Here is a 22,955-nt window from a genome sequence, read left to right as displayed (position 1 = left end):
GTTATTTCTCGTTCAACACTTCGTTGGCTTTATAAACTTGTTCTTGTTTTACGCTTGGGTCTTTTAAAACATGTAATCCTGTTGCGTTCTCGACTTCCAAGGCTGTATTGTACGTTCCCAAAATTTTCCCGTCTTTATATAGCTGGTATTTCCCATAAACGCTTCCGACGCAATACAAACCTTTTTTCGTTCTTATCATACGCGCTCCGCCAAACCGGTATTGCATAGGATCGTAATCTGCAATATCGCCCCTGTTGACAAGTTCTTCAAAGGCTACGGTTTGTGAACTCTTGATTTTGGTTAGATATAATTCACCTGTAAATCCGACGATGCCTCCGTAAACTTTTTCGACATCTGCTGTGATGTCTGCAAATTCGCCGTCTTCCAGATGGATATCTTTAGGCTTCGTATATAAACCAATCCATTTCTTTTCGTTTTCTTTGTAGGCGATAAATGCTTTATTGCAACGGAAAAGAATGATTCGTACATTACTTTCTTGGTTGTCGAATACAAGCTCATCGACCATGTTTGCACTTGCGAACGTCAACAATGCTACGATGATAAGGAATAAAAGTCGTTTCAAAATCTCCCCCTAGATTTGTACTTGCTATTCAGTATCTATAATATATCTTTTTTTGCGGTCAAAATTCAATACGCTTGGGGAACGCTTCTTTTCGCATGATTCCCCACATCTTGTCGATGTACGAAAGCGTATAGAACTGTTCGTAGTAATGGTAGTAAAATGCACCTTTCGTTGTGACTGTGTAAATGCCATTTTCTTTTGTCAAAAATCCCATTTTTTGCGCTAACAAAAATTCAAAGCCGTACATTTTTTTCAACGACACGCCAAAGAAATTCTCGAATTTCTTTTCGTCCAGATGCATGCTGTAAAGCGTCCAAAAGAGGTAATACACCATCCGTTGCCGTGGTGTAAAGCGGATGGTCAAGGAGGTCGGCAGTTCGTCGTTGTCAATCCGCTTGCAATATTCTTCGACAGAGAACGTGTTGATCTTGAATTGCTTTTTGAATAATGACGTGGCGGAACATCCGAAGCCAAGAAAATTATCGCGAGTCATAGAGGAATATTTGGCGTCTGCTTTGCTTGAAAATGTCCAAATGGAACTGCGATGGTAGCCTTTTTGATTAAAGTACGCCGTTACTTGGTCTAGCAAGTCTCTTTTTTGTTTTTTGTTCATTGCTTTCACTTTGCTTTTCGTGAAAGAGAAATCGATGAACGGATAAATCGCCACATGGTTTGCACCGCTTGCAAATGCCGTATCTATGTCCGCTTTGATGTCTTCGTATGTTTGGTCCGGGAGCGCAAATATAAAATCCATGGAGACCGTCTCGAATTCGACTGCTTGTAGCGCTGGTTTTAATTTGTTTGCGTCAACATTTTTTCGCCCGAGTACAGTTTGGTATTTTTCTTGAAAAGATTGGATGCCAATGCTGATTTTTGTGATGCCCGCAGCCTTAAGCATTTCTAGCGTTTCTACATTGACATTGTCCGGGTGCAACTCAACGCCAATTCCTTCTGTGATGATGAAATGCTCTTGAATTGTTTCGATGATTTCGCCAATTCTATCTGCGATTAAAGCGGGTGTGCCGCCGCCAAAATACAAGCTAGTCGTTTCCTTTTTGCCTTTGTATTGACTGCCGACTTTATGGATTTCTTTGATGAGTGAATCGATGTATTTATCGCATAACGCTTTGTTGTAAATTATTTTGCAGTATGGACAAAAGTTGCAGATGCTTTTGCAAAAAGGAATGTGGACGTACAGGCCGAGGTTTTCGCATTCTTCAAAAGGGAGAATGTTGTCGTATTCGTTCTGGAACAGAAACGGCTTGAGAGAACGGGTCAGCCACGATCTTGTAAAAGTGGTTATTAAACTCATGAAATCTTACTTGATGCTATACGTATTTTAGATAAGTTCTTAACGCTTCGAATGCGATTTTGAGGTTCCCTTTGAAGAGAAGTGTGTATTCCGCGACAAAGAAATATCCGCATTCTTCGCAAAGTCCCGGCACGTCGATGCATCTTCCGCATACAGAAATTTTGCCGTTCTCGATGACTAGACATTGATGGCAAGGAGTCGGGAATGTATTGTTGACAAGATAAGGAAGGGATGCTTTCAGGTTAAATATCGGTGCTCCTTCATCCATCATCTGCAAGATGGTTTTGCTTATGGATTCCTTTTCTTCACGGGATAAGAATAGGTTTCGTGTGTCGGGGTACGGCGTATGGAAATTGAACGAAACTGCCCTGACATGTTTCGTTTCTTTTGCAATCCTGCAAACGTCTCGCACAGCGTCTTTGTTGATTTGGTTGATGGCCATGTAAAAGCAGATGTTGTCTGATGTCGCATTTTTGACATTTTCCATGATGGTGTCGAACGTGTTGCCTCTGATGGCGTTGTGGCGTTCTCTGTCGCCGTCAAGACTCAATAAAATTAAATCCGCTTCTGGCAAGTCGATCGGGAATGTTCCATTCGTGACGACGTTTACAATCATGAACCCCATTTTCTTCGCTTCAATCACCAAATCGCGGACGGTTAAATCGCCGTCTCGCCATAAGAACGTCTCGCCGCCGCAGAAAAACAGGATTCGGACTCCCATATCGTATAAAGTCTGCATTTCTTTTTTGATTTGGGCAAAAGGATGCATGATTGCCGTAATATTGTTTACGGAACAATGCTTGCATTTCAGATTGCAGCGATCCGAGACGATGACTGTACCGAGAATGGGATCTTTTTTCTTGAAAAGAACTGTTTTTAGCCAAAATTTGGCGAAGTATAAAAATGAAGATGTTTTCATGATTCTCAATTTTTGTTATATGTCTTATTATATAAAATTTCGCAGGATGAAAATATGTCCTGCGAAATTATTTTTGACGTAATTTTGTCGAAGGCATCACGATGCCTTGAAATTATACACGGGTTTGATGACGGTTTCGACGGTGCAGAGGTCGGTGAGGTTTTCAAGAATCTTGTCCATTGGCTTGTATGCCATTGGCGCTTCGTCGATGGTTTCGGTCGAGACGCTTGTCGTGTAAATGCCCTTCATGGACGTTTTGAAATCTTCCATTTTAAGGCTTTCGCGGGCTTGCGTGCGGCTCATGAGGCGGCCTGCTCCGTGTGGCCCCGACTTGTTCGCGGCAGTGTTGCCTTTGCCGCAAACGATAAGCGAACCATCTCGCATGTTCATCGGGATGATGGCACGCTCTCCGTCGTGCAAGCGGATTGAACCTTTTCGGATGACGCGGTCAACGGTATCGACGTAATTGTGGAGCGTCTCGAATTCGTCAAGAATGTGCTTGCGTTTGATGCCGAGAGCATTGCAGATTGTATCCATCATGGCACGGCGATTCCAATGGGCGAACTGTTCCGCGATTTGGACATCGTGAATGTAATGGTCAAGAGCTTCGCCTTCGAGCCATGCCAAATGATCTGGAATTTTAAGCGGCTGTTCGTTTGGGGCTGTGTGGTTTTCTTGTGCGAACTTGATGTATTTTCGCGTTCGTCTTTTGCACGTTCATCTCGTTGGAAACATGCTTGCTTTTGGTGGTATTTGCAAATTTCAACGCCCAAGTGTCGAGAGCCAGAGTGAATGACGATGTAATGGTCGCCTTTTTCATCGACATCAACTTCGATAAAATGGTTGCCGCCGCCAAGCGTGCCGACGGACAACTTTAAATATTCTTCGTTCGCGGGCGTGAAAATTCCCGTGAAATCCACATTGTCCGCATAGGGGTGCGGCTCACGCCTGTGCGAACAGCCATGCGGAATTTCGTGACGAATCAGCTTGTCGAGCGTCTTGAAGTCGAATGCAAAACTCTTCGCAATTTTACGCACCAACATGCCGCAATTCAAATCGACACCGACTAGATTCGGGATGACCTTGCCTTCGATGGATTGCGTGTAGCCGATGACGCAACCGACTCCGGCATGTACGTCGGGCATGATGGCGATATTCGCCCCTTCGGCATACGGAATGTTCAGCAAATCATTCAACTGTTGGACGGAAGCCTCTTCCAGTTCGGATTTGTCGCTCAAATAAATTGAAGCCTTGCCGTATTTGCCTTCGATGGTGAACATGTGTGAACCCTCTTTGACTACTTTTTATCTACAAGTGCTTGATATTTTTTGAGCAATTCTATTATGATTTCTGCTTCAGTCATTTTAGTATTGAATCCGTAGGCTTCCATATTGGCCTTGTCATTGTCGATGTGGGCTTTGCGAAGGTCTGTGGGCATTGTCAGCTCGTCGTAAAGATCGGCAAGACTGCTGTCGTGATATTTCGCACGTACATCAAGAATTGTTTGTGCCGTTTTTTCAATAGTTGCTTTTTGTGCTTCCGTTGGATTGCACCAAGGAAAGTTGTTATAAACAATGTCTTTGCTGTATCTGTAATCGCTTTTTAGTTTACCACTAACGGTACGCATCCATGCCATGTGAACACTTGAGATGAGTACACCGAAGTGATAAAGTGTTGCATCGGGGATGATTGTGACAAGATTTGTCGGAATTGTATTTTTATCTAGCATTCCTATCGGAATGTAACGACGTTTTTCTGATGAAACAGCAGGCACGACAATATAGTTTTCGGGATTGTTTGTTTCTCGGAAAAGAGCCGGTCTTAACGCAAGCTTTTGTCGCCCTGCATCGGGTGATTTTTCTCTGTCAAGTTTGCAAGCCTGAACACGTTTGTAAACTTCACGCATTCCTTTGATTTGTGCCGGAGTCGCATCTACGAGCCATAAACAGTAACGTGGTTTGTTATTGATGAACTCTTCAGAACCGATAAGACGTTTGATGAATTGTTTTGCATCGGGTTCTTTGCTGATGAAATCTTCGTATTCATTCGCTTCGATAATGAGATGTCCACCATCGGCAGGACGGTTGCCTGTTGTCATTAAAGGAACGTTACACAGCGGATTTTTTCGACTTTCTACAAAAATGTTCGGTGCGTCCATCAAATAAGGGTTGATAGACTTTGCTTCGCAGGTTTTCCCGTTGGCAAGGTAAATTCGTTTGGGGTGTTGCGGAGTATCGTTTGCCGAAAAGCCTATAATTACGCAATGAACGTGTGCTTTTTGCTCGGATTCGCTGTCCCAACGGAATGTTCGGTAAGCAAAATCAATTTGTAACTTAAACCTGTCAAAAAGAGGTTTCCAAATGCCTGCAACTTGTTCACCTTGTGTGATGCTGTTTGTGGAAACGAAGGCGCATTTTGTATTTGTTCCTTGAATCAGCTTGGCTGCTTTGAAATACCAGTTGGCAACATAGTCTATTTTGCCTGCTGAACTGTAGGACTTGCCGTTTTTGTCAACGAAAATGTCTAGCGTTTCTTGTTTTTGTTCTTTGGTTTGTAAACCGTATCCCACAAATGGGGGATTGCTGATTAAGTAATCGTAATGATTTCTCTTGCGAGGTTGTTCTGCTGCTTTTCCTATGTGCAAGTCTTCTGTTATAACGGTTACTGCATCGTAGTGCTTTCCTGGTTCGGCAAGAATCATTTTCTTTGGATCGATGTCCTTGGGAGAAACAACATTGACTTTATCTGCCCACAGAGTGGGTTCGGGATCGCTCTCTTGCAAATATTCCCAATTCATCTTTAGGGCATTGCCTTCGACGATGGTTGCATTGGTTTTTAGAGGCAAAAATTCCAAATTGCGGTGGAGAATTTGTGAGGTTTCTTCCATCATTTGGTTCTCGGCAATCCAAAGTGCCGCCTTAGCCACATTTACTGCAAAGTCGTTGATTTCAATGCCGTAGAACTGGTTGATGTTCACTTGAGGCTTGAATTCGTCTCCATACACGTCAAATGCGGGGTCTGAACCGAGACGAAGTTGAACGCATTTGTTTTCTAGCTTACGAAGGCTGGCGTAGGTTTCTGTAAGAAAATTACCGGAACCACAGGCTGGGTCCAAAAATTTGAGTGAACCGAGCTTCTTTTGAAAATTCTCCAATTTTTCATTGCGAATTTTGGCGGTCTTTGTTTCGCAAATTGTTGAAAATTCTGCGTTTAAATCGTTCAAAAATAACGGATCGATGACTTTATGGATGTTTTCAATGCTAGTATAGTGCATTCCTCCGCTTCTGCGAGTAGCGGGGTTCAATGTGCTTTCGAAAACTGCTCCGAAAATCGTGGGGCTGATTTCAGACCAGTCAAAGTCTAAGCTTCCGTGAGTCAAAATAATTTCGGCGGTCTTTTCTGAAATAGGCGGGATCGTTTCGCCTTCTTTTTCGTGGAATAGCGAACCGTTTACGTATGGAAAATCTGCAAGCTTTTCTTCCATGAATCTGTCGCGATTTTCGTGCTTTGTATCAAGAACACGGAAAAGTTCACGGAGGGCAACGCGCATGTTTTCGGCGCGGAAACTCTTAAGATAGCTATAGAATTGCTCTTTTTTGAAAATTCCCGCATCTTCGGCATAAAGGCAAAAAACGAGACGTACGCACAAGACGTTCAGTGCGTGAAGGTCTGCTGCTGTTGGATTTTTGCCAAATTCGGGTAATAGGGCATCATAAATTTTTCCAACGATTTCACCGGCTTTGATGGAAATTTCGACTTCGCGTTTAATGTTTTCGCTGCGAGCATCCACCAAGAAATTCAAGCGGTGGTATTCTTTACCCAAATTTTTCAATAAAATCTGTTCGGGTTCTCCGCTTGGATGCTCCATGTCGTATATCAGAAATTCCGTAAAATTGCATGAGACAATCCATTTGGGGTGCTGGCTCAGCGGCAAATCTGCCACATACTTCTTTGCTTGCTGATAAGGCGTCAAATATCGGCCGTCACTTTGCTTTATCGGCTTACGCAAGTCCTTGTCGCTGGATTTTTGTTCGATCATCACGCGCGTCGAAGGAATGTAGGCGTCTATAAAATTAGTGATGGTTTTATCTTGGAGACGTTCTTTGACTTGCTCTTCGAAAAAGATGAATTCTGCGAAATCCTGCACGTTAAACACATTGCATAGCAAGTCAAGCCAAAATTTTTGACATTCACCTTTCTCATAGCCCTTGCTGGACCAACGTTCTACAAATGCCTTGGCGGCTGCTTTCTTTTCTTTCTCAGTCATCTTTTTCTGCGTGTTAATCATACTATCGAATATAATAAATATAAATGGCACAAAGTGTCAAAAGTTACCTTTATTTGAATTTTGCTTGAAGTTCTTTCCAGTACTCGACTTCTTCCATATTCGGCTTATTTGAACCCAAAACTTTGCTGTATTTTATTTCGAAATTTTCTTCCTCAAAGTGCTCTTCAATGTTGGATGGCATGATGCTGGTGAGTATGTGTATCGTTTCGTTTCCCTTTTTCTTTGTAGAGTAGTTTTGTAAGGCTTTGTAAGGAGATTTTTGGCTTGTTGAAAAATCTGGATATGAACCACATAGGTTTGCGATGCTCTTTATCCTCTTGGAAAACTCTATGTTGTTGTAAAACGCAAAACCATTCCACTCTTCGTAGTGGCCTATGGGGATTATTTGGAATAAGTTTGGGTATGGATTGTTATTTATGGACCAAGTTTTTTTCAGTTTTATGATAGTCACTTCGTCTTGGGATGTTTTTAATCCTTTTTCTGTAGCCAATTCGTTGCAGAAACTGCGGATTGTATCTGACGTTGCTGAAAGCATAAGTGCGGATCGACCGTCTGTTGCACAAGCGATCCCGTTAGAAATGTTAAAGTGAACTCCGCAAAGGTGCGGGTAATGAGCGTCTTTTGAAGTAAACTTGAGTAGGGTGCTTAAGTAGCGATTCATGGATGTTGTTGCCTGTTTGTGTTTTTCCACAAATATATATTGCCGCCTTATTGCGGAGCAAGAGGGCTAACTGCTAGCTTTTTTCGATTTTATCACCGCTCAAAAAGAGCCCCTATAAGACTTAAATTGCACGACTATTTGATTGACATTGAAAAATTAAAAGACTCCCCAAAATTTAGGGAGCTACTTGGATTTTTGAACACACAAGGAGTATGAAATAATTACAAAGACTATTTCTTTTTATCGAAAAAATCTGCCCAATAAGGATTTTCTTTGTCAAACAGAGCTTTTTCTTCTTTGGTGAAGTTCTGAGGATAATCACCAAAAATAAACAAGATCTTTTTCTTATCAAACGATACAGCAAAGAAACCGCGATAATCGACATAATCGACCCACCAGATTTTATCACCTTCGTTTTCCTTGTAGAACTCAAACTTTCTTGTTTCTTTGTCGACCGTAATCATGATTAACCTCTATTGTTTTAACTGAGCTCTAAAGAGTTCCTATAAGACAAAAACCTTCGATTGAAAGGAGAAGCTAAACGGTGAGTCCTTGTTTTTCAAATTCCTTTTGCATTTTTTTCATTTCAGCAAAAGCTTTTCTTACATGTTCAGGAGTGTTGTCTTTGAGCGAACAGTCCAAAAAACATTCTGCATCATGATTTGACCAATCATAGCACAACTCAAAAAGTTCTTCATAATCCATGTTTTCGATGCTTTTCATATTCAACCTCTCCCCATAATATACCACTTTTTCGTTTTAACACCGCTCAAAAAGAGGCGCAATAGGGCTTAATACTGTCAGGTAATGATTTCATATCGATGCCGGTTCCGTTGAGGACTATTTTTTTGAGCTTCGTGAGCTTGCTTAAATCTGGAAGACTGGTAACGTGTTTAAGATCCTCTAGTCTTATGATCTCAAGGTTTGTCATATCTTCAATGAATGAAATATCGTCCAGCTTATTTATTCGCCAAAGTTCAATCTCACGAAGATTCTTAAGCTTTCCCAATTCATGCAAGTCGTTATTTGAATTCCAAAAAAGTGCCAGTTTTTCCAGATTCATCTTATGAAGGAACGAAAAGTCCGCAATCTTAATTCCCCTTAAAGTCAAGTCCTTGAGCTTAGGAAGTTGACTCAACAGTTCAATATTCTTTTTCGCTTTCTTGCCTAGCCATAAACTCTTCAGATTTACATATTTCAAAAGCCATGCACAGTCAAATACGACTCCCGGCCCCATCGTATCAGCGATAATAATCAATTCTTCCAAATCGTCTGAAAGATATTTGATGAATTCGTAGTTTCTCAAATCAAAACAATCGATATAAAATTGTTTTAATCGTAATCGGACCAGCACATCAAAATTAATCTTTTGTTGATCATTTCTGAAATCTATACGGTCGATACAAAGGTTTTTCAGATGAGGCATTTTCAAAAGGAACGAAATATCTACTTTATCTTCATCATAAAAACCAAAAAGCCTGAAAGTGATGTCTGGTCGTAAAGAAAGAATATCGTCTATTATCTGGTATGCTTTGTCTGGCAATAAATATGAAATCTGAATACGTTCAATTTTCTTGTTGTCAACGATTGCACGGATTACCTGGTCATCAATGTCCTTATACCCGAGCAACTCGAAACAACCGTCAGTCCGTGTCTCGTTCGTTACATGAACCAAGTTTGTATGATTTATATAAGCTCCCATTATAGTTTTCCTTTGCTTCCAGTAGCAAAAATACCTATGCCTGAATCAGACTGACTCCAGCTCTCGTCCAATGCGGTGCAATTCATCGCTGATCTTCTTTCTTCGGGCGACAGATGGCTTTTTAGAACCGTTTATATAGGCTGCAAAAAGTGGTTGTGGAATGCCAAGCCTCCGAGCAAAAGCTGCGGCATTCAGCTCCGGGAACATCCAAAAGACTCTTCCCACAGGGTTCATCTTTTTGGGGGCGAAAAATCCAGAAAGCTCAAGACCTTCGTCAAGATCGTCAAACCACACTCCGTCGAGATCCACGCGGCAGTTCTCCAACTGTGCTCTTGTCGCGTTTCTGAGCGGTTCATAATCGCGGATGAGTTCTCGACCGACACGGCCATCGTTCAGTTCGACACAGACAGCATCATCATCTACCCAGATTCTTTTTACATCTTTTTCAGTAATTTCCATCTTGACCTCACTTGTCGAATGTTTCATGCCACTTGGTTTCGATAAGTTCGCGGTTTTCTTCTGCGAGTGCTGTTGCCTTTTTCAAGTCCGCAGCGGAAAGCCTGCCAGGAAGCTTCACAACCGCCTTGCCATCAATGATCTCTATTTTTGCTTTCTTCCCTTGACGCATTACGTGGACGTGCACTGGCACATGTTCGTTCATGTAGAAGAAGAAAGAAAAACCGTTTTTTTCGAATACCTTGCCAATACTTTAATATAGGTTATTATTTAATAACCGTCAATACTTTTCTTGTTTAACCCTGCTCAAAATGGGATTCAATGAGACCTTTTTGTTGAATTATTCCACTGTGGCAAAATACTCATCTGCCTTGATCACGGCTTCGAGAATCTGCTTAAAGTGCTCTAAACTCTTGATTCTAAAATCATAGTAGCCGTAGCCGGGTTCGACGCTATCAAATTCAGGTTCGCCAAAATCGTTTTGGGGCAAGTATCCGTGAAAGCAGATGCCGGGTGTCCCGTATGTATGGTAAAATTCGTTGATTTCGAATACGCGAGAGTACCAGCAGATAAATCTTTTGCGGCGGAAAACTTTTTTGATTTCATGACCGTTTTCATCTATGATTGTTTCGCAGGGTGTTGTTTCGTTGACAAGTCGGTGCAGGAATTTCTTCAAGAACTTATCAATGTTTTGCCATCGCAATGATTGCGGAAAATCGTTTTCTGAATATTCTTTTTGCATTTTGTATTATCCTTTTGATCAAATATATAATCTTGTAATGTCTAATTCTGACATTTTAACCATGAGATAAAAACTTTCTCGTCAAAGTAATTCTATAGTTGGCAAAATAAACGTATTTGCAAACAACTGATTGCAAAATTTGCAAAGTTTTGCTTTTCGATTTTTTTCGTTGTAGATTAGAGCCTCTAAACTTAACGGAGGTATAATTGTGACACGAGACGAATTTTTCGCTATGGTTAAAGATCTTCATAAACATCCTGAACGTTTACCCGAGTATCGAAAAAACTACACTAACGTTTACCCTTTCAGCGACGGCATTTTTAAAATGCTTATGGCGAATGAGGCTAAACCTGAACGTACGGTGAAGTTTCTGAACGCAATGCTTGATTTGAATGGAAAAAATGCCATCAAAACCTTTACCTTAGGTGTTCCCGAGAGTCCGGGGGTTCTCAATGATAAAACCGCGATTTTCGACATTTATGGAACAACAGAAGCTGGCAACCCTGTTCTCATCGAAGTCCAGCAGAATTTTAATACCCTGTTCGTTGATAGGCTTATTTACTACACATCTCGAGTGATTTCTCGAACGGTCAAAAAATCGCAAGATTATAACTTGCCACATATCTATGTACTTTCGATTCTGACAGAAAACCAGTTTCCTTTGGAAAGAAACACTTACTTGCACCATTCCCAGCTCGCTCGCAATCGGCATTTCTTTTACGAAAAATTGGACATTTACCTTGTGGAAGTAGAAAAATTTTTCACAATCGATGATCGCACGAAACCCGAAAAGCGGGAAATAACAAATAGGGCCGAAATGCTTCGAATTTTCCGTGCCGTACTCGAAGAAAAGGAAATCCCTATTGAAAAACTGAAGAACCTTCTTGACAAGGACTTCATCAAGGATGTATCTTTGACAGGGTACACGGACGAAACGCTTTTGAATGAGGTTGACGGAATGACAAATTTGCTTTACGAAAAACAAGGATCTTATTTACAAGGAAAAGGCGATGGAATTCTTGAATCTGCACAGCTTATGGTCGATGCAGGCATTTTGACTGCTGAAAAAGCGGCAGAACTCTTCAAAATACGTAAAGAAGATTTACTCTCTAAAAAGAGTAAAACTGCCGAAATTTAATAAAACTTTGGGAACGGAATCGTCAACGAAGCCTTGAAACGCATCAAAATCGAGAACTTGGACAAAACCACCTTGACCGAACTGGAGCGAGAAATGATTGCAAAAGAAGAGATTGAATGCCGTTTGGCTGGTGCTAAAATTGAAACTCGCTATGAAATGGTCGATGCGATGCTTGCTAATGATATTCCTATCGAGAAAATCGCGGTCATTTCAGGAATTCCGCAGGAAGAAATACGGAAGCGTCGAACTCAGCGCTAATGTCCTGAATTTTTTTGGGCAGACTGCTTTTTTGCCCGTTTCTGTCAGGCTGCTACTTTAGCCTTGCTCCGTTCACTTTACTGATTTCTCCGTCAAAATAGACGAAGTCGCTGTCTTTGTTTTTCCACACGGCGCGGAAAACGGTGGGACGCTTGATGCCATCGGAATAGGTTTTGTAGTTTTCGCATTGCGCTTCCCATGGGGTGTATTCTATGGTCCCGTCGGGTGAAATTTGACCGCGATTATTTGTTGTAAACGAGGTCATTTCGTAAGCGTCATTGAAATGGAAAATTCCGGTTGCAGTTACGCCTTTGTTTGTGATTGTCGCTTCGACGGTGTGGTCGTCAACTTGCTTGAACGTGATGAAATCTTTCAGGAGAGCTTCTGGCAAAAAGAATGCTTCGGCAAGATAAGTGATGAGGCAAGCTTTGTCCATTGCCGGGCCTGTTTGGTCGAATAGCGTAAAGAGTTTCGCGAGAACTCCCTTCATGCCGCCTTTGCCGTTCATGTAGTAATCGTAGCCTTGGAACGGGATTCCGAACATCTTGCTGTCGATGAAAGCGAGTCTGTCTGGCGAATCGGCAAAGTCCACATGCGTGTAATCGATTTTGAGTCGCGGCTTGTTTACGCCCATGCCAAAATCGACATCTTTGTATTCCATGGTTAAGTGCGTACGCCTTTTGCTGCCGATGTAACCGTTCGTTTTCAGATATTTTTGAATGAGGGGTGGGAGGCTTGCGATGGCCGCAGAGTCTAGCGTTCTGGAGATTGTCGCGGAACTGTCGGCGTTTGCGTTTGTAAGAGTCGCGGCACTTTGCAACCTAGCCTCGACATCGTTCTGAAACAGCGTCTTGACGGGTGAATAGGGAATATTGAACCAAATTGCTAAAAGCAAAATAATGGCAGCGATGATAATCAGGATAGTCATGAAAAATCTCTTTGCGGGTTTCATTTTTTGCATGATTTTTTTTGAATGTTTGAAATTAATTGGAACAACCTTTTGTAGGGTCAATTTTAGAATCATTTACAAGACTGTTGATTTTTTTTACTAAACGTCGGGCGTTGGGATGAAATTCATCAATGTCTGGAAGGTGCAATTTTATTGTTGTTGCGTTTTTATTGTTGACAAGGTCAATAGTTGCTGATGGATGAAGGCACATATCTGCAAAAAGGCTATATTCAATCTCTTGTTGATAGTAGGTGATTTCTTCAATGATGTCTTGGATCAAGTCTGGAGGCAAATTGTTGCGATAACATGAATCAATTTCCGATTTGCCGTCGCCAATATAATTGCTTTCTATTGTCTTTAGTATGATGGAATCTTTATATACGGAGATATTCGCTGTGAACACACTTACTCCGTTTTGCATAGATGCGAATATATTGATATCACTGTTCTTATCGGCTTTAGGGTGGTCTGTATAAAATTCATTTATGGATAGTTCATAACGTTCCGTTTGAAAAACGTATCCAAAAGCTCGGTTGTGTAGAAATTCAAATCCTGAAAGGATTAAGAAAAATGTAACAAAAGAAATGATGAGATAACGGACTCTTTGCTTTTTTGTTTTTTTGCATGTAGTAAAGTAAAACGTAGATAAAGGAAGAAATGCAACGGTAAGTCCGCAAGCGTAGCAAGCTAAAATATATGTTTGCTGTGTGGAATGCGACTCATCGATCGCAAATGTAATGAAAAACGAAAGAATGACGGCAATGAATATGGCTAGTAGAATCGATACGATTCTCCCCGTAATGAGAAATGCCCTGTGATGCTTGGTAGAAATGTTCGCGAAAACGCCTAATAAAAATGGAATTATCGAAAAAATGATAATAAGTACAATCTTTAAAATAGTCATGAATAATGTTTCTGTCGGTTCCATAATTTCAATCCTTCTTAATCTTTCTGCGCGACATGTACCATGCAATGGCATCTATAATTAAAAGTACTACGACAATCGGCTCTCCAATCAGCAAAGCCAATTCGCCTAAGATTCCTGCGAATTCTCCTTCGGCGGTATTGAAATCGTAGATGGCAAAGCCTAATATCAAAAGGCCTATGATGATATCTGCGATGGCAAATAGCAAATAGGGAGACGCCTTCTTTGCAAATTTTTTAAGAATCTTTGCTATGATAAACGAAGATAACGTAATTATTATGATTGCTGCCGTTATAGTAGAACTCATTTGATCTCCGTTTAAAATAAATCTAACGTACTGTCCAGATAAATTTCTTCACGAACTTTGAGCTGGTGCTCGGGCTTTGTCATGTAATAAAGTAGAAATTCTAAAATGAGGGCACTGCCGAGGCTGCGACCTTCGATTTTGAAGTGGCGGAATCCCGCAGGTGCGTAGATGTTTTGAATGTCCTCGATTCCAATAAAACCGGGATTTTTCATTGCATCGGAGAAGCGGTAGCCCCTTTGGGCTGTGGGCGAGACGCAAATGTGGTCTTCGCAGTTTTCGCCAAGGCTTTTCCTGCTCACGTTCTCGTAGCATTTTTTGCGGTCATAGCAGCCGAACCAACAACATTCATTGCACAGAAATTCGACCTTTTGCTTTTGTTCGTTTGTGAGTACGTTCAATTTGTCGAATTGCTTGTTGAGTCTGAAATCGGGAACGACATAGCGGAATTCTTCGCGGCTTAGCTCTGTTTTGAACTGCTCGAAATCCGTAATGACTTTTGTGGTTGAAGAGACAAAGTAATAATTGGGGTACTTTGATTTGATGTAATTTAGCAACAGGTCGGAATGAACGATGATGCTGTTTTGATTCGTACGAATTTCGTTTACGTTGGGATTCTCGCGACTCTTGTCTGCATTGGTATCTGCGCCGCTTTCAAATATTTCGCACAACTTATTGCACTTTCTATCGGCGAGGTGTTCTTCGCGAATCAATGAATTGCTGAAAGTGAGCCGTGCGGAAATTCCGTATTCTTTCATGAGGGCTGCAACAGAGTCCGGTTGCGCATCGCCAAAGCCGACGCGCCCGCCACCCCATAAGCAGTCGTTGGGCGCGCCGTATATTGAACCGATTTCGCACCAATCGTAAAAATATTCCCGGTGCTCGCGGAATAGCGGCAAGAACGCCTTGTAAAGTTCGTAAAATTCAAATAGTCCGGGAAGGTGGTAGAAAATCTTCATTTCAGTATCTGTCGTATGGCATTAGGGATTGTTCGGCAAGTGGTCAAAATCAACGCACCATGAATGAGGGCACTGCTTAGAGTCGCTTGGAGTTCCGATTTTGTATTTTTTATTGTCTTCCAGAGTCGTGACTTCTAAATAGATGTCGTCAAAGAAGATCCCTCTATCACGGATTTCTTGAATTTGTGCTCGTTTGATTACTTTCCCGTCAACAAGCCATTCGATTATACAGGGTTCCAAGGTGCAACTTGTGTGGATGAAAAAATTGGATGAAAAATGGTTCCCGTTTTGATATATTTGGTTGTTTAAATGATCTTCATTTTGGGGGTCTTTTGTTTTTTCGAAAACAAATCTTTCTGATTCTGTAGAATCAGGACTCGCCAATCTCATTTGTAAATCTTGATTAGAATCAAGGTTGTCAATTGTTCCGCGAAATCCTACACTGCAAAATGCGCATGGTGCCTCAAAAATGCATCCGGTTAGAAATAAGAGCGAAAACAATAGTATAACGAACATGCTTTAAATATACCTTAATTTTAGATGTTTCTAGAACTTGTTATGTCGAGAAAGATATTTGAATTAGGAAATTTTTTTAGAAATTTTGAAATTGTCATAATATGACATTGCTAAAATCTAAGTTTACTTTGTAACCCTCAGAAAGGAGGCCTGCAATGGCAAACGAAATGTTTTATGTCAAAGTTGAATCGTCCAAAAATGCGATGGTTTATGCGTTCACACGCAGCGTAACGGGGATTCTCGATTATGCGAGATCGGCTCCTGCTGTAGAATATGATTTTTCGCACATGCAGTGCGTTGAAGGCAGTGCCTATTTTACGCCTTCGTGGTACACCTATTTGCCCAAGGAATTGCAGGCGACAGTCAATGTCTATTTGCCGCACGACATCAAGAATCTGGATGCCTCCCAGTATTCGTTCTTGTTGCATGTGGGGGCGTTGTTGCTTGCGGTTCAAGAACGCGATGGCTTGCTTGTGGCGGAACTTTTGCGTCGCCGTCCGACGGTGTTTGCAAACTTCTTGCCGCTCGTGCTGCATCTCGTAAAGCCTGTGGCGGCTGAAGCTCTGTTTGCGAATGTCTATGGCGGTTTCCGTGGCGACAGCGGATTTGAACAAGTTTACAAGGCGAATGCTCCGATTGCAACTGGAGAAACGGATGTTTCTGCTATTCTCTTGGCGGCAGCTCGCGATGTTCTCAAACCGGATCCAAGCAAAGAATCACCTGAAGAAATGTTTGTCCGCTATTTCAAGGATTGTGAAAGTGCAGATTTTACAATTGGCATTGTCGGTGCGACGAACCATCCGTGGGTTGCTAGCATTGAAAAATTCGAATCAGCAGCAAAAGCTGCGGTGACATTTCACTTCTTTGACGATTCGGCTAGGGTTGGGGCTAAAAGTCAAGCGGTTTACGATTCGCTCACGACAAGAGTGCAAGCGGAACCGTATAATCCTCATGATCATAACGCCATTAGCGTGAGCATTGATGACTTGGGTGCGGTTCTCAAGGGGATGCAAACCAAGAGCAAGGCGGGGTATCTGCGTGCGACGGCTGCTGCAATTTTGCGTAAGGCTCGTCCGAATTTATTTGCTTATGATTCCAAACTGTGGCGTTTGGGGGCAAATCCCGATTACTTCGAAAATGCGATTGTATTGCGGATAAAATTTTAATTGCGGACTCGTGTAAAAGCTGAGTCGCAGTTGCTTTGGCGAAATTTACACCTCATCCAAAATTCCCGCCTCAAGTCTCGTTTTTTGAGTGAGGGGCGGGAATTTCATCGGTCCATCAACCAATTTACTTCTGGCTTAAAATAGCACGGAGTTCGTCTGCGGCTTTTTGCAGGTCGTCATTGATAATCGTGTATTCGTACTTGCCCTTGGTCTTTGCAAATTCGATTTCTTTTTTGGCGTTTGCGAGGCGGAGCTGGATGACTTCTTCGCTGTCGGTACCACGACCACGGAGGCGGCGTTCCAGTTCTTCGTCGCTCGGCGGCATGATGAAAATGCCCGTTGCGTCAGGATAGACCTTGTCGAAGTTCACCTTGCCGAAAACGTCGAGATCGAACAGCACGCGGTTCCCTTCGGCGAGAGTTTTTTCGACGAAACTCTTAGGTGTTCCGTAGTAGTTGCCGTGGACTTCGTTCCATTCGATTAAACCGTTGTCCTTGATCATCTGCTCGAATTCTTCTTTAGTCTTGAAGAAATAGTGGACTCCGTCGATTTCGCCTTCGCGTGGCTTGCGTGTCGTTGCGGAGATGGAATACTTGATATCCGGGAAATCCTTGATGACCAGGTCCTTGAGGGTGGTCTTCCCTGCGCCGCTCGCGGCACTCATAACGAAAAGCTTGTTCTTCATGATTCAAATATACTAAATGGTTGAAAAATTGCCAAAGTGCTCGTTTTTCGCGACCGCCCTTGCCTTGTCTGCTGAGCAAACTTTTATATTTACTACATGAAATCTTATATTTCTCTTATAACTTTGATGTGCTTTGTGGGGATAGCATTTGCCGACCCTACAGTTTCCATTTTCGTAAAAGATGCGTCCGAGTTTCAGGCGATTCAGAATGACTTGCGACAGTTGAAAGCGGGCATCGGTAGCAACAACCCCGAAGTGGATTCCTTGATTAATCGCGCAAACCGCATCGCGAAGATGAATGACCGATGCAGCATGATTTCCATCAACGATATACTGGACGAAGAGTGCGGCCACTTTTATGCGGTTGAACTCCCGGAATTCGAGTCCCGTTACATGGAAGTCACCGGCGAGCTGCGTTTGGGCGTGATGACCATGGCTGATAATTTGGAACAGCGAACACAGCAGATTGATGCCTGTACTGATGCTTTTTCGCGAATTGTCGCTTCTAAAGAGAATCTTTTGAAAATCGAAGGCAGCGTGGATTTGGAGCCGCTTTCGCATTCGGGGGCGTTCGATGCTTCGTACAATTTCAAGCTGCGTTATGATGAACGCCGCATGGACCAGCAAAAGCATTTTGCGGAACTCTGGCTATCCAAGTGTGGCGACATCGTGCTTCGCAAGTCTGGCGACGAGTTTGCTCCGCTGTTCGTGCAGGCTCTCGAACACATGAACGATTCGCTTGTGCATACAAAGACGAACTTGAAGGTCGTGCTCGATTCGACGGACCTTTCGCTTTATTTGGACTTGAACAGGCCGGTGGCTGGCGCGTATTATTTGAGCGGGGCTGAGCTTTTTAACGTGACTCAGATTCCTTCAGGACGACAAAACGCCCACATGCTAGTGAACATGAAGAAAAAAGCTGTCATTTTCCCGAAAGGGCGCAATGGAGAAATGGCGGCTTACAAAGGCCGCGTGGAATTTGAAAAGGCTAGCGACGACCTCGTTGGCCGCTGGATCTGGAGCCGAGATTCTTCTGCCATCAATTCGATGCCGAAGATGAATACGAAAAACGTTTCTTCTGAAGACGTCGGGACGAAAAATGCAAGCACCGTGCAGACAGGCGATTCCAAGGCCAACTCTGGCAATTCCGTGCAATCTGGCAATTCAGCAGTACTGCCGGGCGACAAAGTGGATAACGGCTTGCCAAAGCAGAGCAAGCTAGGAAAAATGCGGTGGGTGCTCGTCGGCGTTTCGGCAGCAACGCTTATTGCCGGTACGACGCTTGCGATTGTCAATAACAGTAAAGCGAAGGACGAAAGCAAGAAAAAGCCAACTTCGAAGTGTGAATTTGATAGCCGTTACGATGACATCGGCAGCTACCAGACACTTCGCATGACCGGCATCGGCATTGCCATTTTAGGCGGCCTTGGTCTTGGCTTGAGTATCGCATTTTAGGAGGGAATATGTTAGACGAAAGACGAAAGACGAGAGACGAAAGAATGAATTGTCATCCTGGAGTGAGCCTTTGGCGAACGATAGGATCCATGCGTCTAATAAGTGTACTTGCTGCGTTTTCTGCTGTAATGTATTTCTCCGCTTGTACCGATTACCAGTCAGAATTTGACGATGCGTTCGGGGCTTTGGATTATACAAAAGAAACAGACGACTCCTCGTCTTCTGCCGGCACTTCAGTCTCCGTTTCTAGTTCGACAACTAATTCTGGCGCGAAGGTGAGTTCGTCTTCTGCTCGTCCTGTATCAGCAACAAGTTCTAGTGTCAAGGTCAGTTCTTCATCAGGTAAGGCCTTGTCGTCGAGCCGTTCCGAAGGCACCTCCAGCACAGAAATTTTAGACACTCAATGTAAAACGGGTAACATTGATTGCTTTAAGGATAGTCGCGATGGCCAGACTTACAAGAAGGTCAAGATTGGCAATCAGGTGTGGATGGCGGAAAACCTGAAGTATAAAGCAGACTACAGCTATTGTTATGAAAATTCTGATGAAAATTGCAAAAAGTACGGTCGTCTTTATACGATAAAGAATGGTTATAATGCATCAGATCTTTGCCCTGCAGGCTGGCATGTGCCGGATTCAACGGAATGGGAAGTCCTATTCAAGTCTGTGGGTGGAAGAAACGTAGCGGGAACTCATCTCAAATCGACAACCGGCTGGGATGAAAGTTCTGCTGATCTTGGTGTTGACGACTTTAGCTTTTCGGCTCTCCCTGGTGGCATAAAATCCCAGGGGTCAAGTTTTAGATATAAAGACCAGAATGCTTTCTTTATGAGTTCTACAGAGGCTGGAGATACTGTGTATGTTGTCAATCTTCTCTATAGTGCTAAGGACGCTACTTTTAGAACAGATTTCGATAAAAATCACTCGGTTTCCGTCCGCTGCGTGGAAGGCGAGCGCTTGTCTAGCAGTTCGGCCAAGTCTTCGTCTTCTTCAACAGCTCCGATGTCTAGCTACACTCCGCCTTCAGGGAAGAATTACGGCGAAATTGAATACAATGGACAAAAGTATAGGACCGTCAAAATCGGTGATCAGGAGTGGATGGCGGAAAACCTGAATTATGCAGTTGATGGTAGTTCCTGTTATATGAATTCTGCCAAAAATTGTGATAAGTACGGTCGTCTTTATTTGTGGAATGCTGCTACGACCGCTTGCCCCGAAGGCTGGCACTTGCCGGATTCGACGGAATGGGCTGTACTGTTTAAGTCGGTGGGAACGGATGTTGCGACACACCTCAAGGCAACGTCGGGCTGGGATTCTAATACGGCCGGCAATGGAGACGATGCGTCTGGCTTTTCTGTGCTTCCTGCTGGGGGAGGTTCAATATCAGGTGGTGTCGTGTACTATTCTAGTTTGACGAATGGCGCCGTTTTTTGGACAAATGAAAAAATAGGTGACTCTGAAGCGCGTTCTGTGAGTGTATATGGGAAAGACAAAAATCCGGAATTTATAGAAGGCAATATAAATGATCGTAGATCCGTCCGCTGCATAAAGGGTGCAAAACCAGCAAGCAGCAGTTCTGTAAAATCGAGCAGTTCTGCGGCTTCATCTTCGTCGTCCAGTTTCGGGTCGAGCGGTAGCTTCACTTATGTGATCAATAATAAAACATACACTTCAAGTTATGTGAGGCACAACGGTCTTATTTGGATGAACCAGGATTTGGAAAACAATCTTTTGGGTGGTTATTTTGGTGGTTCTGGCACCGATTTCTATGGTCAAGGACGCAAATATTTTACATGGGAAAATGCCCGGAAAGCTTGCCCGAATGGGTGGCGCTTGCCGCGTGCAGATGAAATTAACAAGTCACGTTTTTTAGAAGATAGTACGTCTTTTGGTGATAGTGATGCTTTGCCGGGTTATTTCCTTTATACTAAATGGCACAAAGTAGGCGAAGAGGGCATGTATTGGACCAGCGACACTACAGGTGGTTATGCCAAAGTCTTTTCGCTCAAGAAAAATGGTGGGGCTGGTAAAATTGTCAGTGTAAATATAAGCTTTGCAAAGGATTCGATTAAGTTACCAATTCGTTGTGTGCAACCTGGTAATGTGTTTAATAATCCGAGAAGTTCTTCTCTGTCGATTAAGCTTTCAAAGGAAACCTTCTATGACAGTACTTACGTGACTGTAACAATAGGCGACCAGACTTGGATGGCGGAGAACCTGCTCTATTATTACAACTTTGGCGGTAAAGCAAAATGTTATAATGGAAATGATGCTCTTTGTAGGGAATACGGCAACTATTTTACTTGGAATAGTTCTGTAGGAGATGTTAATAATGCGTGCGGCAAATACCAAAGTAACTGGGTTCTTCCGTTAGAAGCTGATATTAATAAATTATTGGAAACGGTTGGTGGTGCAGATAAACTTGCATCTGTTGGAATGGGAGGGACGAATGTCTCTGAATTTGATTTTGTTCCATCGGGCCATTTTGTGAATTCTGGGTCTTTCAAAACTGCGGAAGATTCTGAATATGCGTCGTGTTTCTGGTTGTTTACAGCTAATGCTCCAGATAACGTGGCGGATGCATATTGTATTAAAAAAGATCTCACTGGATCTATAGTTAAACTCCCTATAGTTGAATATCATCCAATTCGCTTAATACGAAGTCCAGGCTGCAAATAGCTTTTCTGCATATGCGATTAATAAATCCAATTAAACTAATGCGTTTAAAGAACTGAAAAACCGCCCCCGCAGGGCGGCTTTTTTTCATCCAGTCATCCAGGATTCTCCTCTCGTCTATTTCTTATCCTCAATGTACAGCGGGCGCTGCTTGACTTCGTCGTAGATGCGTCCGATGTATTCGCCGAGAATGCCAATCGTCAAAAGCTGCACGCCTGCGAAGAACACGATGGCTGTCATGAGCGAAGCCCAGCCGGGAACGGTGGTGGCAGGGGAGAGGAACTTTTCGAGAATCGACCAGACGAGCAAAGCGAATCCGACAACCGTCGCGACAAGCCCCATGTAAAAGCTGATTTTGAGCGGTGCGGAACTGAAACCTGTGATGCCGTCGAACGCGAGACGCAACATCTTCTTGAGCGGATACTTCGATGTACCTGCCGTGCGTTCTGCTCGGTCGTATTTGACGCCAATCTTCTTGAAGCCAACCCAGCACACGAGCCCACGCAAGAAGCGGCTGCGTTCGGGGAGGTTTTTGAGCTGATCGACGACGCAGCGGTCCATGAGTCTGAAGTCGCCGGTGTCTGGCGGAATGTCGATGCTCGTGAGCTTGCCGATGAGGCGGTAGAAACAGAAAGCCGTAAAGCGCTTGAAAAGCGTTTCTCCGGCACGCTTGTTGCGCTGCGCATAGACAACTTGATAGCCTTCGCGCCACTTTTCCATCATCACCGGGATAAGGCTTGGCGGGTCTTGAAGGTCTCCGTCAATAATGACGACTGCATTGCCTTGTGCATGGTCGAGGCCTGCACTGAATGCGGCTTGGTGCCCGAAGTTACGGCTGAAGTTGATAATCTTGTTGCTTGGCGTTGTCGGGAGCAGTTCTTCTAGGATTTCGCGAGTGCGGTCCTTGGAACCGTCGTTCACGAAAATGAGTTCGTGCTCGATGTCCTTGAGTTCTTCCTCCAAGACGCGGAACGTCTCGGCCACAATTTCTTCTTCGTTAAAAACAGGAATAATTACAGATAAAAGCATGTTAGTTCTTAGGGGTTGGTCATTAGTCTTTAGTCAATAGTCATTAGTTGCTGCGTTGTCATCCCGGACTTTGTTCCGGGATCAGTTATCCTAGAATCTGTCATCCTGGAGCCGAAGGCCGATAGGATCCATATTCTCTTTCGTCTTTGGACTTTCGCTTCACTCAAGTCCCAACCAATCGGCTCGGTCATGCCCAACTTTGTTGGTCGCGTCTCTCGCCTTTATTGGTTGTC

25 protein-coding genes are annotated in these 22,955 nt (G+C 43.2%); 5 read left to right on the top strand and 20 right to left on the bottom strand.

Going from position 1 to position 22,955, the window contains the following annotated elements:
* Nucleotide 1 precedes the first annotated feature (1 nt).
* The 13 genes from IKG78_RS19660 to IKG78_RS19600 form a co-directional block, all read right to left on the bottom strand.
* A complete protein-coding gene (locus IKG78_RS19660; RefSeq protein WP_290947156.1) occupies nt 2–583 on the bottom strand; it encodes a hypothetical protein in 582 nt (193 codons plus the stop codon).
* A gap of 58 nt (nt 584–641) precedes the next feature.
* The gene (locus tag IKG78_RS19655) at nt 642–1,895 is read right to left on the bottom strand and encodes a radical SAM protein (RefSeq protein WP_290947152.1); all 1,254 of its coding nucleotides are present in this window, start codon (nt 1,893–1,895) and stop codon (nt 642–644) included.
* 16 nt (nt 1,896–1,911) lie between these two features.
* Nucleotides 1,912–2,814 carry a radical SAM protein gene (locus tag IKG78_RS19650; RefSeq protein ID WP_290947150.1) on the bottom strand — a complete coding sequence of 301 codons (903 nt, stop codon included), beginning with the start codon at nt 2,812–2,814 and terminating at the stop codon, nt 1,912–1,914.
* 96 nt (nt 2,815–2,910) lie between these two features.
* Nucleotides 2,911–3,453, bottom strand: coding sequence for an RtcB family protein (locus IKG78_RS19645; protein WP_290947182.1), 543 nt, complete (start codon nt 3,451–3,453; stop codon nt 2,911–2,913).
* Nucleotides 3,351–4,094, bottom strand: coding sequence for an RtcB family protein (locus IKG78_RS19640; RefSeq protein ID WP_290947147.1), 744 nt, complete (start codon nt 4,092–4,094; stop codon nt 3,351–3,353). Before IKG78_RS19640 ends, IKG78_RS19645 begins: the two co-directional genes overlap by 103 nt.
* 17 nt (nt 4,095–4,111) lie before the next feature.
* The gene (locus IKG78_RS19635; RefSeq protein WP_290947144.1) at nt 4,112–7,081 is read right to left on the bottom strand and encodes a DNA methyltransferase; all 2,970 of its coding nucleotides are present in this window, start codon (nt 7,079–7,081) and stop codon (nt 4,112–4,114) included.
* Between the two features lie 70 nt (nt 7,082–7,151).
* Nucleotides 7,152–7,793, bottom strand: coding sequence for a hypothetical protein (locus IKG78_RS19630; protein ID WP_290947140.1), 642 nt, complete (start codon nt 7,791–7,793; stop codon nt 7,152–7,154).
* 200 nt (nt 7,794–7,993) lie between these two features.
* On the bottom strand, nt 7,994–8,227 hold the full coding sequence (locus tag IKG78_RS19625) for a hypothetical protein (RefSeq protein WP_290947137.1): 234 nt from the start codon (nt 8,225–8,227) through the stop codon (nt 7,994–7,996).
* 73 nt (nt 8,228–8,300) lie between these two features.
* Nucleotides 8,301–8,486, bottom strand: coding sequence for a hypothetical protein (locus IKG78_RS19620; RefSeq protein WP_290947133.1), 186 nt, complete (start codon nt 8,484–8,486; stop codon nt 8,301–8,303).
* Nucleotides 8,487–8,532: 46 nt separating this feature from the next.
* Nucleotides 8,533–9,465 carry a hypothetical protein gene (locus IKG78_RS19615; RefSeq protein ID WP_290947130.1) on the bottom strand — a complete coding sequence of 311 codons (933 nt, stop codon included), beginning with the start codon at nt 9,463–9,465 and terminating at the stop codon, nt 8,533–8,535.
* A 45-nt stretch (nt 9,466–9,510) separates the two neighbouring features.
* Complete coding sequence (locus IKG78_RS19610) at nt 9,511–9,924, bottom strand: DUF2442 domain-containing protein (RefSeq protein WP_290947126.1); 414 nt, start codon at nt 9,922–9,924, stop codon at nt 9,511–9,513.
* Between the two features lie 7 nt (nt 9,925–9,931).
* Nucleotides 9,932–10,171, bottom strand: a complete 240-nt coding sequence (locus IKG78_RS19605; protein WP_290947178.1) for a DUF4160 domain-containing protein — start codon at nt 10,169–10,171, stop codon at nt 9,932–9,934.
* Nucleotides 10,172–10,261: 90 nt separating this feature from the next.
* Nucleotides 10,262–10,663 (bottom strand): hypothetical protein, encoded by a 402-nt coding sequence (locus IKG78_RS19600; RefSeq protein ID WP_290947116.1) that lies wholly within the window; start codon nt 10,661–10,663, stop codon nt 10,262–10,264.
* Between the two features lie 232 nt (nt 10,664–10,895).
* Between IKG78_RS19600 and IKG78_RS19595 the strand changes: the two genes are divergently transcribed.
* Nucleotides 10,896–11,801 carry a PD-(D/E)XK nuclease family transposase gene (locus IKG78_RS19595; RefSeq protein WP_290947113.1) on the top strand — a complete coding sequence of 302 codons (906 nt, stop codon included), beginning with the start codon at nt 10,896–10,898 and terminating at the stop codon, nt 11,799–11,801.
* Between the two features lie 33 nt (nt 11,802–11,834).
* Nucleotides 11,835–12,059 carry a hypothetical protein gene (locus IKG78_RS19590; RefSeq protein ID WP_290947110.1) on the top strand — a complete coding sequence of 75 codons (225 nt, stop codon included), beginning with the start codon at nt 11,835–11,837 and terminating at the stop codon, nt 12,057–12,059.
* Between the two features lie 52 nt (nt 12,060–12,111).
* Here the strand turns inward: IKG78_RS19590 and IKG78_RS19585 are convergent, their stop codons facing one another.
* From IKG78_RS19585 to IKG78_RS19565, 5 genes are read right to left on the bottom strand one after another with little or no spacing between them, the layout of a single operon-like run.
* On the bottom strand, nt 12,112–12,987 hold the full coding sequence (locus tag IKG78_RS19585; protein ID WP_290947105.1) for a DUF6544 family protein: 876 nt from the start codon (nt 12,985–12,987) through the stop codon (nt 12,112–12,114).
* A 55-nt stretch (nt 12,988–13,042) separates the two neighbouring features.
* Nucleotides 13,043–13,936 carry a hypothetical protein gene (locus IKG78_RS19580; protein ID WP_290947101.1) on the bottom strand — a complete coding sequence of 298 codons (894 nt, stop codon included), beginning with the start codon at nt 13,934–13,936 and terminating at the stop codon, nt 13,043–13,045.
* 4 nt (nt 13,937–13,940) lie between these two features.
* Entirely contained in the window at nt 13,941–14,240 is a 300-nt protein-coding gene (locus IKG78_RS19575) for a hypothetical protein (protein ID WP_290947089.1), read from the bottom strand.
* 11 nt (nt 14,241–14,251) lie between these two features.
* Complete coding sequence (locus tag IKG78_RS19570; RefSeq protein ID WP_290947085.1) at nt 14,252–15,196, bottom strand: hypothetical protein; 945 nt, start codon at nt 15,194–15,196, stop codon at nt 14,252–14,254.
* A 21-nt stretch (nt 15,197–15,217) separates the two neighbouring features.
* A complete protein-coding gene (locus IKG78_RS19565) occupies nt 15,218–15,436 on the bottom strand; it encodes a hypothetical protein (protein ID WP_290947082.1) in 219 nt (72 codons plus the stop codon).
* Nucleotides 15,437–15,867: 431 nt separating this feature from the next.
* On the opposite strand from IKG78_RS19565, the gene IKG78_RS19560 reads away from it, so the two are divergent.
* Nucleotides 15,868–16,878 (top strand): hypothetical protein, encoded by a 1,011-nt coding sequence (locus IKG78_RS19560; RefSeq protein ID WP_290947079.1) that lies wholly within the window; start codon nt 15,868–15,870, stop codon nt 16,876–16,878.
* A 124-nt stretch (nt 16,879–17,002) separates the two neighbouring features.
* Here the strand turns inward: IKG78_RS19560 and gmk are convergent, their stop codons facing one another.
* Nucleotides 17,003–17,563 (bottom strand): guanylate kinase, encoded by a 561-nt coding sequence (gene gmk, locus IKG78_RS19555; protein ID WP_290947075.1) that lies wholly within the window; start codon nt 17,561–17,563, stop codon nt 17,003–17,005.
* A gap of 96 nt (nt 17,564–17,659) precedes the next feature.
* Here gmk and IKG78_RS19550 point away from each other — a divergent pair, with 96 nt between their 5' ends.
* Both IKG78_RS19550 and IKG78_RS19545 read left to right on the top strand, forming a co-directional pair.
* The gene (locus IKG78_RS19550) at nt 17,660–19,018 is read left to right on the top strand and encodes a hypothetical protein (RefSeq protein WP_290947072.1); all 1,359 of its coding nucleotides are present in this window, start codon (nt 17,660–17,662) and stop codon (nt 19,016–19,018) included.
* Between the two features lie 8 nt (nt 19,019–19,026).
* Nucleotides 19,027–21,696: an FISUMP domain-containing protein gene (locus tag IKG78_RS19545; protein ID WP_290947068.1), complete on the top strand. Its 2,670-nt coding sequence runs from the start codon at nt 19,027–19,029 to the stop codon at nt 21,694–21,696.
* 114 nt (nt 21,697–21,810) lie between these two features.
* Here IKG78_RS19545 and IKG78_RS19540 read toward each other — a convergent pair whose 3' ends face one another.
* Nucleotides 21,811–22,722 carry a glycosyltransferase family 2 protein gene (locus tag IKG78_RS19540; protein WP_290947057.1) on the bottom strand — a complete coding sequence of 304 codons (912 nt, stop codon included), beginning with the start codon at nt 22,720–22,722 and terminating at the stop codon, nt 21,811–21,813.
* Nucleotides 22,723–22,955 lie beyond the last annotated feature (233 nt).

This window comes from Fibrobacter sp., assembly GCF_017545445.1.
Taxonomy (GTDB): Bacteria; Fibrobacterota; Fibrobacteria; order Fibrobacterales; family Fibrobacteraceae; genus Fibrobacter.
The sequence above is the reverse complement of the archived record's forward strand: the minus strand, read 5'-3'. Positions and strand labels throughout refer to the sequence as shown.

Bases quoted from the DNA above. Each gene is read 5' to 3' on its own strand.
- IKG78_RS19655 (WP_290947152.1), bottom strand. From the start codon at position 1,895: ATGAGTTTAATAACCACTTTTACAAGATCGTGGCTGACCCGTTCTCTC.
- IKG78_RS19650 (WP_290947150.1), bottom strand. From the start codon at position 2,814: ATGAAAACATCTTCATTTTTATACTTCGCCAAATTTTGGCTAAAAACA.
- IKG78_RS19640 (WP_290947147.1), bottom strand. From the start codon at position 4,094: ATGTTCACCATCGAAGGCAAATACGGCAAGGCTTCAATTTATTTGAGC.
- IKG78_RS19635 (WP_290947144.1), bottom strand. From the start codon at position 7,081: ATGACTGAGAAAGAAAAGAAAGCAGCCGCCAAGGCATTTGTAGAACGT.
- IKG78_RS19625 (WP_290947137.1), bottom strand. From the start codon at position 8,227: ATGATTACGGTCGACAAAGAAACAAGAAAGTTTGAGTTCTACAAGGAA.
- IKG78_RS19620 (WP_290947133.1), bottom strand. From the start codon at position 8,486: ATGAAAAGCATCGAAAACATGGATTATGAAGAACTTTTTGAGTTGTGC.
- IKG78_RS19615 (WP_290947130.1), bottom strand. From the start codon at position 9,465: ATGGGAGCTTATATAAATCATACAAACTTGGTTCATGTAACGAACGAG.
- IKG78_RS19610 (WP_290947126.1), bottom strand. From the start codon at position 9,924: ATGGAAATTACTGAAAAAGATGTAAAAAGAATCTGGGTAGATGATGAT.
- IKG78_RS19600 (WP_290947116.1), bottom strand. From the start codon at position 10,663: ATGCAAAAAGAATATTCAGAAAACGATTTTCCGCAATCATTGCGATGG.
- IKG78_RS19595 (WP_290947113.1), top strand. From the start codon at position 10,896: ATGGTTAAAGATCTTCATAAACATCCTGAACGTTTACCCGAGTATCGA.
- IKG78_RS19585 (WP_290947105.1), bottom strand. From the start codon at position 12,987: ATGACTATCCTGATTATCATCGCTGCCATTATTTTGCTTTTAGCAATT.
- IKG78_RS19580 (WP_290947101.1), bottom strand. From the start codon at position 13,936: ATGGAACCGACAGAAACATTATTCATGACTATTTTAAAGATTGTACTT.
- IKG78_RS19575 (WP_290947089.1), bottom strand. From the start codon at position 14,240: ATGAGTTCTACTATAACGGCAGCAATCATAATAATTACGTTATCTTCG.
- IKG78_RS19570 (WP_290947085.1), bottom strand. From the start codon at position 15,196: ATGAAGATTTTCTACCACCTTCCCGGACTATTTGAATTTTACGAACTT.
- IKG78_RS19560 (WP_290947079.1), top strand. From the start codon at position 15,868: ATGGCAAACGAAATGTTTTATGTCAAAGTTGAATCGTCCAAAAATGCG.
- gmk (WP_290947075.1), bottom strand. From the start codon at position 17,563: ATGAAGAACAAGCTTTTCGTTATGAGTGCCGCGAGCGGCGCAGGGAAG.
- IKG78_RS19550 (WP_290947072.1), top strand. From the start codon at position 17,660: ATGAAATCTTATATTTCTCTTATAACTTTGATGTGCTTTGTGGGGATA.
- IKG78_RS19545 (WP_290947068.1), top strand. From the start codon at position 19,027: ATGTTAGACGAAAGACGAAAGACGAGAGACGAAAGAATGAATTGTCAT.
- IKG78_RS19540 (WP_290947057.1), bottom strand. From the start codon at position 22,722: ATGCTTTTATCTGTAATTATTCCTGTTTTTAACGAAGAAGAAATTGTG.